This window comes from Bartonella eidoli (assembly GCF_036576145.1).
Taxonomy (GTDB): domain Bacteria; phylum Pseudomonadota; class Alphaproteobacteria; order Rhizobiales; family Rhizobiaceae; genus Bartonella.
In genome coordinates this window covers 17,458-28,283 of record NZ_JBAFWX010000009.1, presented here as the reverse complement: position 1 = coordinate 28,283, position 10,826 = coordinate 17,458, and the positions used below count along the sequence as shown (strand labels likewise).

Genomic DNA, 10,826 nt, shown 5'->3' with positions numbered 1-10,826 from the left:
AATTATTGAGCAGTGTCCTACACAAATATTTTTTCCAAATCAAAAAGCAAATTACAGTGATTATGTTGAAAACTTTAAATTGACTGAACGTGAATTTGAATTAATTCAGTCAGAATTAAGCAGAGAATCCCGCCGTTTTCTCATTAAACAAGGACAAAGTTCCGTTGTTACAGAGCTTAATTTACGCGGAATGAATGATGAGATTGCGGTATTAAGCGGCACAACCAAAAATATCGATCTTATGTACCAAATTATAAATGAATATGGGCCAAATCCAGATACGTGGCTACCTATATTTTATCAAAGGAGAGAAAATCAATGAAAAAATATTATTTAACTATATTTTTAGCTTTGTTTTTTGTTTCTGATGCAACATCTCAAAATACATCATTAGATGTTGATGAGTATTATAAAAGCGCATTAAAAGGCGCAAAAAAAATAGAAGAGATAAAGTCAGAGGCAGCTGAAACTGTTTATCAATCTGCGATAGAAAATACTAAAAAAATTAGTGATATAGAAAATAAAATTACTGCTGCTAAAAAAACAGAAGAATTATTAGCTCTTCAAGCAGAATTATCTATTATCCAAGTAAAACTCCAGGCAGATATCTTAAAGCTGCAGTCCATTTCAATGTTTCAAGAAAAAGATTCTAAAACAAAAGAAGAAATGCGTGAACATGCCCAACAGCAAAAACACAAAGAAATTGAACAAAAGTTGAAAGAAAAAATTGAAAAATCTAAAGTAAAAGTTAATTAATAAAATGCCAGATTTTAGCTTTTCTCCATTTGAAAGTATATCTGATTATATTTTAGAGCCGCTTGATAGTGTGGTTGATTCAACGATTAGTGGTTTATCGTCTGCTATTTCAGCACCATTAAATCTTGCAGCGATTATTTTTATCTTTTTATATGGCTATAATGTTATGAGTGGTCGTGTCGCTCTTTCAGTAAATAGTCTTCTTAATAATGTTATTAAAATTGTTGTTGTGACGACGATGGCAACAAATGCAGATACATTTAATACTTATGTTAAAGATATTTTCTTTGGTGATTTAGCAAAAGCTATTGGTAATGCCCTTAATAGTAACCCTGCTGACTCTAATGTTTTTGATTACGTTTTATTAAAGACAAGCGCTCGTTATCAAGAAGTTTTAGCTGCCGCTTGGTTTTTAGAAAAGATCATGGTTGGTCTTCTTGGTTCTATAATGATTTTAGCCGTTATTGTTTTTTGTATTGCTGGCTTTATTGTTCAGATGTTTGCAAAAGTTGCACTTGTCATGATTATAGGACTTGGCCCTATTTTTATCAGCTTATATTTATTTAATGCAACGAGAAAATTTACAGATGCATGGATTGCGACACTGGCAAATTTTACAATTTTACAAGTTTTAGTAATGATGTTGGGAACTATTATGTGTAAAATTATCCTATATGTATTAGATGGTTCTTATAATTCAATTTATTACCTTTTTCCGCCTGTCGTTGTTACTTCAATAGTAGGAAGTATACTTTTTCGCATGTTGCCAGGTATTGCCTCTGCATTAGCAAATGGTGGACCATATTTCCACGCTGCAGCATCTTCAGGAGGGCAGATTTTCACAATGATGTCCAGTGGGTTTAAAGCCAGTGGTGGCGCAACAAAAAATGCAGCCTCAAAACTCTCTGGTGTTGCATTAAACGCAATGAAAAATGGAGCTCGAGGTCGTGGTCGATTTTAATGTTCAATCTTTGCCTAAAAAGACTGCATGTATCATTGGATTTGCTATGAATATATTACGTGAAATATTTTATATTTTTGTGTTCCATATATTTAATCTAATCGCTTCATCACAAATTTGTATAAAGTTATTTTATACAAAAATATCGATGTATTATTTCCCCAAAAATTGCGAGTTAAAACAATGAAATTAAAGATAACTGCTATTTTGACTCTTGCTATATCTCTCTCTGGTTGTGCTTCGTTGAATAGTTCTACGTCTAAAAAATTACCACGATGTGATGGTCAGTACACTCGTGCTTTAAATAAGGATAAGTGGAACTGGGATAATACAAACTCCACTTTGCAAAAAACAATCATCCAACCAGTTACAGCACCAGTCATTATTGGCACGCTAAAAAGTGGAGAACAGAAAAAGAATACGGTGTTTAAGGTTGCTTCACTCAATTTAGCCAATCATGAAGCACTGTCTTACAGAAACTGTGGGGGCCGTACGTGAAGAATAATGCGTTTGATGAATATATAAAAGAAGCAAGATCATTTGATATTGATCGCATGTATGGTATGCAGCTGCGAATGAAAATTGCTATGATTTTGACGGTAATTTTTGGGTTAATGACCATTTCTTTGGCTTTAGCTGTATCAGCGTTAGTTCCTTTAAAAACGATAGAGCCATTTGTTATCCGCGTTGATAATTCAACGGGAATTGTAGATACTGTAAGTGCATTAAAAGATGCACCTCAAAATTACGATGAAGCGATAACACGATATTTTGCTAGTCAATATGTTCGTGCGCGAGAAGGATTTCAGGTATCAGAAGCAAAAAATAATTTTCGCATTGTATCTCTGCTATCTTCACCTGCAGAACAAACCCGTTTCGCAAAATGGTATTCTGGAGCCAATCCAGAAAGTCCACAAAATATTTATCAGGACATGACTGTTACAGTCACCATAAAGTCAATATCCTTTTTAAGTCAAGATCTTATTCAGGTCCGTTATTATAAAACAGTGAGAGATTTTAGCGGGAAGGAAAGTATTTTTCATGAAGTATCTATTTTAAATTTTTCCTATATAAACGCACGCATTTCAGCAGAAGATCGATTAATTAATCCTCTTGGCTTTCAAGTGTCGGAATATAGATCTGATCCAGAGGTGGTAAAATGATCAGATTTTTGAGAATATTTTTTTTAACATTTATTGTTGTGATAAATTTTTGTACGAATTTATTATTAGCGGAAACATTTCCTATAAGTGCACAGAAAGATAATCGTATAAGATTTGTTAGTTATGATCCCTATAATGTTACAAAAATTATTGGATCTATTCGTTCTTCAGTTCAAATTGAATTTGCTGATGATGAAGAAGTTACTCATATAGGTATTGGAAATTCTGTTGCTTGGCAGGTTGCTCCAGCTGGACATTTTGTTTTTTTAAAACCGCGTGAAATTCAACCTATTACTAATTTACAAATTGTTACAAGTCGTCAAGACGGAACAAAACGATCTTATCAATTTGAACTAGAAGTACGTGAAGGTGATGTTTCTGCTGGAAATGAAACATATTTTCTCGTGAAGTTTCGTTATCCAGCAGATGAAGCTTTGCGTAGAAAATTAGCCGCCGCAGCAAAAGCTGAGCAGCGCCAAGAAAATCTTGCTAATGATATCTTAAATGTTCATGAAAATCTTGGTCCGCGCAATTGGGCTTATGAAGCTCAAGGTTCAGTTGTTATTGAGCCGGTCTCTGTTTTTGATAATGGTAAAACAACAACTTTTACATTTTGGGGCAATACTGAAATTCCATCTATTTATCTTGTATCACTGGATGGGCAAGAAACAATTGTTCCAAAATCAGTTAAAGGAAATCAGGTTATTGTTCATGCGACAGCAGCACAATTTACTTTGCGTCGTGGAAATGAAGTATTGTGCATATTTAATAAAAGATTTTTGCCCGCAGGAATTAATCCTGAAACTGGAACAACCTCACCATCTGTGCAACGTCAAGTGAATATAGGAAGAAACCATGATCAATGAAGTTGGTGAAAGTGATATTGATGATCGCGATACGATAAAAGACGGTCAAATAAAAAAAGAACGTTCCAATATAAGTAAAGCAGCTGCAGTTCTTATTCTTTTAGGTGTTTGTGGTTATTTAATATTTTTGACTCTTTCGACAGACAAGAAAAAAGCAGTAGAACTTCCAAAAGAAAAGATTATTAAACAGACAGAATTTTTTCACCCTTTAAATCCTTCTCCTACACCTCTTGATTTGGAAGAGCCAGGTAAAGCTCTGTTGCCTAAAATAGAATTACCGACACCTCCAAAAATAGAAAATAGAAACTTTGATTCTTCTCTATTGGAAGCAGCACAACGTTCCCCTGTATTGGCTTATTCTAATGTAAATCAAGGAACAACAAATATCAAAAACAGTGATAATTTGTCTGATAAATTAGAAAATAAAGCCGATGAAGAAGAACAGCGTTTTAATAATCTTCTTAAACCTACAGTTTCTAAAAGTGTTCGTGCTTCAATACTTGGTAATAGAAATTACGTTATTGCGATGGGGGCTTCAATTCCATGCATCTTGGAAACAGCAATTAACAGTGATCAGCCAGGGTTTGTTAGTTGTATTGTTGCTAGAGATATTTTATCGGATAATGGCCGTGTTGTTTTACTTGATAAAGGGACACAAATCGTTGGAGAATATCGTGCTGGATTAAAAAAAGGTCAAAATCGACTTTTTATTTTATGGAATAGAGCTAAAACTCCAAATGGAGTTATTATAACATTAGCTTCACCAGCAACAGATTTTTTAGGGCGTTCTGGTATAGATGGGTATGTTGATCATCATTGGCTTGAACGGATTGGGTCTGCTCTTCTTGTATCAATCGTAAGAGATGCAACCCGTTATGCTAACGATCGTTTTGCAAAAAAACAAGATACAAAAAATTATGAAGTCATTTCTTCTGGGCAAGATATTGCTAGTATTGTTACTGAAAATTATACAAATATTCCTCCAACCTTGATTAAAAATCAAGGTGAAATGGTCAATGTTTTTGTTGCAAGAGATTTAGATTTTTCCAGTGTTTATAAATTAAAGGTAATTGATAATAAAAAGCGTGTTTTAGATCGCGCTATGTCTGGGAACTTTTATAAAAATTCTATGGTCATTGTAAAATGAGTGAAAATTTACAGAATATTTGCGATGAAACAGTCGCCGTCGTTTTAACAAAATTAAAACCAATTAACGATTTTTTGAAAGACGATACTCTTTTTGAAATTGTTATTAATCGTCCTTACCAAATGATGATTGAAGGTGTTAATGGATGGAAAACAGTAGAAGCTCCAGCTTTATCATTTAATGAGCTTATGGGGATCGCTAAAGTTGTCGCTTCTTATTCTAAACAGAATATATCTGATAAAAATCCTATATTATCTGCTACTTTGCCGGGACATGAGCGTATTCAAATTGTCATCCCTCCTGCAGTGGAAAAAGACACAGTCAGTATGACAATTCGCAAACCATCCTCGCAAAATTTTTCACTTGAAGATTTAGCAAATGAAAACTTATTTTCAGTGTGCGAACAAATATCATTTACTTCGTTGAAGGATTATCAATCTCGTTTGCACGAGCTTAAAAGCACTGAACATGATTTAGTAAATGCTTATTGCACTAAGGATTTTGTGTCTTTTTTAAATCAAGCTGTAAAGATGCAAAAAAACATTCTTATTTCAGGGAAAACTGGTTCTGGAAAGACAACTTTATCAAAAGCATTAATTGCAAAAATTCCTATTGATGAACGTATTATTACCATTGAAGATACACCAGAGTTGGTTGTACCACAGCCAAATCACGTTTCTATGGTATATTCAAAAGATGGACATGGTTTGGCCTCTGTTGGCCCAAAAGAATTACTTGAAGCTGCTTTACGAATGCGTCCTGATCGCATTCTCTTACAAGAACTTCGAGATGGTACAGCATTTTATTATATCCGAAATGTTAATTCAGGTCATCCGGGTTCTATCACTACAGTTCATGCATCAACAGCACTTGCTGCATTTGAGCAGATGACTCTTTTGGTTAAGGAAAGTGAAGGTGGAAGTGCTTTAGAACGTGATGATATTCGTTGTTTGTTAGTTTCAATGATTGATATCATTGTTCAATGTAAACGGATTGACAGAAAATTTAAGGTTACAGAAATTTATTATGATCCATTTAAACAGCGAAACATTTTTGGAAGTAGTTAAATGGAATTTTCTCCTTCATTAAAATGTTTTTTGAAAGAATAAATACTTTTAAAGATGGGAAGGAAAAAAAGTGACAAAAAATACAAAAGAAAATCTTTTATCTCTCACGCCGGAAAAGTTAAGAAAACGACGCAAAGCAGTTGATGCTTTGATTAGAACTTATACAATTGACGGTATTACGCTTCATCCAGATACACTTGAAATTTTAGAAGGATATGCAAAGGGAAATTATTCATTAGAAGAATTTAATATTCTTATGGATCGTGCTACTTTATAAAGATATAAATTTACTTAAAAAATAGAAATTGCAAAAAATCATTGGAAATACTTATCATTATTGAGTTATTACACTCTATATCTTGATAAGGAATATATTAAAACTAGAAACTTATTCAGTGAAATAGTTCAATACAGTTTTTCTTCACCATAAAACATAAAAAAATTTAATAGTATTTTTCGGAAAAAATATAGATTAGCTTATGATAATAGCCACAGCTTTTGATAAGGATTTTATTTAATTAAGTGAACATAAAGCATTCAATCACAAATCAATATCTGCCAATTATTTCCTATTAATACGAAATCTCAAAATTTATATAAAATCATTTCAAGAAACAAGAGAGTATAAGCTTAAAACTTTAATATTCAAATCTTTTCAATCTAAAATTACTAATTATAACAAAATAAAAATTTCTGTATTGATTATTGTTTTTAATTTTAAAAAAACATTATGTAAAAAACAATTATATTCTTCTGTATACGTAGTCTATCATCTTTAGCGCCCTATATAATACAATAATATTAACTTGCATCACCAAAATACAAAAGAATGCAAAAAATGATGAATAGATGAGCAGCAATGCGCATGCAATGGGCGATGTTATATCTCATCCAAAAGCACTAATAAAAGGATAGTAAGAGGGGAATATTATTACGCTGGAGATAACGCTTTTAAATAAGGAGTGTACTCATGAAAAAAACAAAACAACAGTTACCTACTTCTTCAGAGAATTTTTTATACCCAGGTACTAAAACATTAAAAAATAAATACGGGGAAAAAAATAAGAAACATTTTGAAACGCTTTGTGCACGCGATTCAGAAATAGCACTCTTTGATATACGTCAAGAACCATTACCAGATATATTTGATTCCGATTATCTAGTGCAGTTGCATTATCGCTTATTTAATAAAACTTTTGAATGGGCTGGAATAACTCGTAATGTTCCATTCACATTTGCAGATGGTACTACTGCAGCTATGCCAAGAGTTATAAAAAAAGCAAATGACTGTAGTTTTGCAAATGGTTCAGAAATCAATCAAGGTTTAAAAGATTTAGATCAATCGCTTGCTGATTGGAATTATTTACGAGGTTTATCACGTGAAGAATTTGTTAATACAGCCGCACAAATGTTTAATCATCTTAATCATATACATCCATTCAGAGAGGGGAATGGTCGTACACAACGATTGTTTTTTGAAAATCTTGCAAAAAGTGTTGGCTATAGTCTTGATTTTTCTCTTGTTACAACAGAACGTATGAATGTAGCTAGCGAAATGGGAAGACGATATGGCGATCCAAGACTTTTGCAATGGATGTTTAATGATATTTCTGATCCCCAAAAAACTATTCTTTTAAAAGAATTCATGAGCCATATGCAGGATACTGGAAAAAGTCTTAAAAAGGACCTTGTTGTGGTGGCAGAGGCTGGTGAAACTTATACAGGCGTTTACGAAAGTGTTTTACAAAATAGTTTTATCATGAAGGTTGATGGAACTTATGTTGTTGGTTCTAAAGATCATTTATCACCAGAACAATTGAAAACTTTTAAGCCTGGAGATGAGATATCTTTCACTGCTCCAACAGTGCATGATACAACTCTTATTCCAAGAGAACAAATAGTCCCTTTGACAAAGAAGGAAATTGCTGCAGGAGTTGCAAATAGTACTGATGTTCAAGAAGCGAGAAGAAACGTTGAGAGTTTGTTACGAATTGTTTATAGTAATCCTAATGCGCTAGAAAGTAAATTTGGTATAATTAATGAAAATCCCCAGTATGGTGAATGGTTTGCCAATCAAATTGCGCATTCTCCTAAATCCATGGGGAGTCTTGTTGGTAGAAAATTTCTTTGCTTCAAAAATGCAGCGCGTGTAAATGCTGAAGAACATGTTGATGATCTCAGATATGCAGTTGAAAAATATGTAGATGCTGTACGAAATGTCAGAAATAATATCTTAACGGAGCATAAAACAGAGCAACTCCGCTGCGGACAGCGTATAGAAATGCCAAGTCAAGATTTACAAAACTCTCTCAACTTACCAAGAAAAGCACAGCAAGAAGTTTTAGAGGCTTCTCCTCAATTACAGGCAGAACTTCGTAATTTATTGAAAAAAGTAAATGAACGCCTCTCAGTTGGTGAGCAAAAAGCTATCAGCGAAAAGAGATATAGCGATCTTGCTAAAAGTCTTGGTACATCTGTTTGTAAAGCGGAAACAATTGTAGGATGCTTAAATAAAGCTGAAAAAGCAAAACATGAATTAGATTGCAGTGGTTTATATGCCAGAGTAGCAAAACGGCCTCCTCAACAAGAAAAAGTGCCAAAAGCAATGGCTTTTGCAAGTTAAAGATTTTAAGACATTTTATTTTATTTAAATATTCATGAATATGGAGGTTTATACACTATCATATTCATGAATAAATTTTTTTAATTACATTTTCTGCAAAAATTTATTTATTCTTATACATATGGTTTATCAGTTTTAGTGCCCTATATAAATAGTCATGAAATAGAGTAAGTAGTGTTATAGTCTGTTATCAAATAATCGTAATTACTGTTTGTGTTTTAAAACGCATTCTCCATATTTGTTGAGTAAGTTCTATTAAAGGAAACATATCAAAAATATTGTTTTTATAAAAGAATAAGCGGTCATTAAGGCGATACAAAAAAAATTATTTTAAAAATGAACAATAATAACTACGACTAATTGTTTTTTGCAAGAAGATATCGTCATAAGATGATTAACAGGGAAGTCGTTTAGGCAATGCCTCATACAATTTAGAAATATCCATATTTATAAAAACTCTCAAAATATTAGGAGGATATGCGAGAGGGGTAATTATTCATAAGAACAATTGAGCACTCTTATGAATAACTTTGTACTGTAAACTTTGTACTATAAGGAAAATACCCATGGCAAAATTAAAAAGAACAAAAGGATATGTTAGTCACGCATTTAATTATGTTTATCCCAATGGGGTTTTAAAAAATAAACATGATATAAGAAATGCTAAAGAATTTGAAGAAATATATTCACGCGACGTAGCAAAGGCAATAATTAATTTGTCTGAAGAGCCTCTTCCAAAGGAGTTTGATGGCGACTATTTAAGGCATTTGCACTTTCAATTATTTAGAAATACTTTTGATTGGGCTGGAAAAACTCGAGAGATACCCACCACACTAAGCGACGGTACAACTGTTGTTATGACAGTAATGGATCCAACAGAAACAGGAGTCCATTTTGCAAGCGGTACTCAAATTCCGCAGGGTTTAAAAACATTAGGTCAAATACTTAAAGATAAGGATAACTTGCAAGGATTATCACGCGAAGATTTTGTCTCTGAGGTGGTAGAAGTTTTTAATCACATAAATAAAGTACATCCATTTAGAAAGGGGAATGGGCAAACACAGCGTTTATTTTTTACAAAGCTTGCAGAAGCTGCTGGCCACAATATAGATTTTTCACTTGTAACTAAAGCACGTATGAACATTGCTTGTAATTTGGCGGCAAAATATGGTGATTTAGGGCCTATGAAGAGTATGTTTGAGGATATTTCTAATCCTAAAAAAGCGCTTCTTTTGAATGAATTTATAAGTGGTTTAAGCCGTGAAAAAAATGGTGATATTAAAAATGATCTTATTTTAGCTGCAAATGATGGTTCTACTTACACAGGAATTTATCAAGGTTGTGGGGTAAATAGTTTTGCAGTTAAAATGGATAATACTTATATTGTTGGATCAATAGATCAGCTTAAACCAGAACAATATAAGTCATTGAAAATAGGTGATAAAATTACCTTTACAGTTCCCAAAAGTAAAAACATTGAAGAAGTTCTCATCCCGGCAGAAAAATTATCTCCTTTGAGAAAAGAGGAACTTTTTAAAATGGTTTCAAAAAACGATGCTGTTCAAAAAGCACGGAAAGAGGTTCAGGATTTAGCAAAACTAGTTTATGGTAAACCTAACATATTAAATAAAGAACTGGATGCTATTAATAGAGTTCCAGGTGTAGGTGAAAAGCTTCCACTGCAAATTTCTCGTGCTCCGAGAACTATCGGTAGCCTTGCAGGTTTCAGTTTATGCGGCTTAAAAACTGTAGGACGGCAAATTTGCGAAGAAAATATTTGGGCTCTTAGCGATAAAATGTCCGAATATATTAGCATTGTACGGGGGGTTAAAAAGGATATTCTTGAAAATCATGAATCAGAACAACTCCGTCGTGGGCAGGCTGTAAAAATGCCAAATAAATTGCTACAATCTCTTATGTCTATTTCTTCAGAATTACGACAAGAAACTTTAAGAGAATCTGCTTCTTTACGAAAAGAGTTTGATAATTTTATGAGTCAAATCAATAAACGGCTCTCAGAAGAAGAGAGAAGAGCTGTTGACCATAAAAGTTATGGAGAACTTGCTAGGAATGTTGGAATATCTGTAAATAAGGCAGAACAAATAGTTGGCATGATTAAAAAAGTTGAAACAATATGCCATGAACAGCATTTACAAGTTATGGAAATGCAAAGAGCGGCGGCTAGAGCTTGTCATCAAAAAACGATGTCTATGGTAAATTAAGAAGTCTAACACTTTGTATCT

The 10,826-nt window shown here is 33.1% G+C and carries 10 protein-coding genes and 1 pseudogene; all 11 read left to right on the top strand.

Annotation, left to right across the window (positions count from 1 at the left end; translation table 11 throughout):
• Positions 1-322: pseudogene (locus tag V5N68_RS06065) on the top strand (transporter); the annotation flags it as partial.
• Positions 319-756 carry a type IV secretion system protein gene (locus tag V5N68_RS06060; protein ID WP_332066280.1) on the top strand — a complete coding sequence of 146 codons (438 nt, stop codon included), beginning with the start codon at positions 319-321 and terminating at the stop codon, positions 754-756. The pseudogene V5N68_RS06065 and the gene V5N68_RS06060, both read left to right, overlap by 4 nt.
• Positions 757-760: 4 nt before the next feature.
• On the top strand, positions 761-1,717 hold the full coding sequence (locus tag V5N68_RS06055) for a TrbL/VirB6 family protein (protein WP_332066279.1): 957 nt from the start codon (positions 761-763) through the stop codon (positions 1,715-1,717).
• Between the two features lie 183 nt (positions 1,718-1,900).
• On the top strand, positions 1,901-2,215 hold the full coding sequence (locus V5N68_RS06050) for a type IV secretion system protein VirB7 (protein WP_332066278.1): 315 nt from the start codon (positions 1,901-1,903) through the stop codon (positions 2,213-2,215).
• Positions 2,212-2,880 carry a VirB8 family type IV secretion system protein gene (locus tag V5N68_RS06045; RefSeq protein WP_332066277.1) on the top strand — a complete coding sequence of 223 codons (669 nt, stop codon included), beginning with the start codon at positions 2,212-2,214 and terminating at the stop codon, positions 2,878-2,880. The genes V5N68_RS06050 and V5N68_RS06045 overlap by 4 nt, the downstream gene beginning before the upstream one ends.
• Positions 2,877-3,746: a P-type conjugative transfer protein VirB9 gene (virB9, locus tag V5N68_RS06040; protein WP_332066276.1), complete on the top strand. Its 870-nt coding sequence runs from the start codon at positions 2,877-2,879 to the stop codon at positions 3,744-3,746. The genes V5N68_RS06045 and virB9 overlap by 4 nt, the downstream gene beginning before the upstream one ends.
• Positions 3,736-4,893: a type IV secretion system protein VirB10 gene (gene virB10 / locus V5N68_RS06035; RefSeq protein ID WP_332066275.1), complete on the top strand. Its 1,158-nt coding sequence runs from the start codon at positions 3,736-3,738 to the stop codon at positions 4,891-4,893. Before virB9 ends, virB10 begins: the two co-directional genes overlap by 11 nt.
• Positions 4,890-5,960 carry a P-type DNA transfer ATPase VirB11 gene (gene virB11, locus V5N68_RS06030; protein ID WP_332066274.1) on the top strand — a complete coding sequence of 357 codons (1,071 nt, stop codon included), beginning with the start codon at positions 4,890-4,892 and terminating at the stop codon, positions 5,958-5,960. Before virB10 ends, virB11 begins: the two co-directional genes overlap by 4 nt.
• 70 nt (positions 5,961-6,030) lie before the next feature.
• Positions 6,031-6,237: an antitoxin VbhA family protein gene (locus V5N68_RS06025; protein WP_332066273.1), complete on the top strand. Its 207-nt coding sequence runs from the start codon at positions 6,031-6,033 to the stop codon at positions 6,235-6,237.
• Positions 6,238-6,930: 693 nt separating this feature from the next.
• Positions 6,931-8,583 (top strand): BID domain-containing T4SS effector, encoded by a 1,653-nt coding sequence (locus V5N68_RS06020; RefSeq protein ID WP_332066272.1) that lies wholly within the window; start codon positions 6,931-6,933, stop codon positions 8,581-8,583.
• A gap of 566 nt (positions 8,584-9,149) precedes the next feature.
• Positions 9,150-10,805, top strand: a complete 1,656-nt coding sequence (locus V5N68_RS06015; protein ID WP_332066271.1) for a BID domain-containing T4SS effector — start codon at positions 9,150-9,152, stop codon at positions 10,803-10,805.
• Positions 10,806-10,826: the final 21 nt, after the last annotated feature.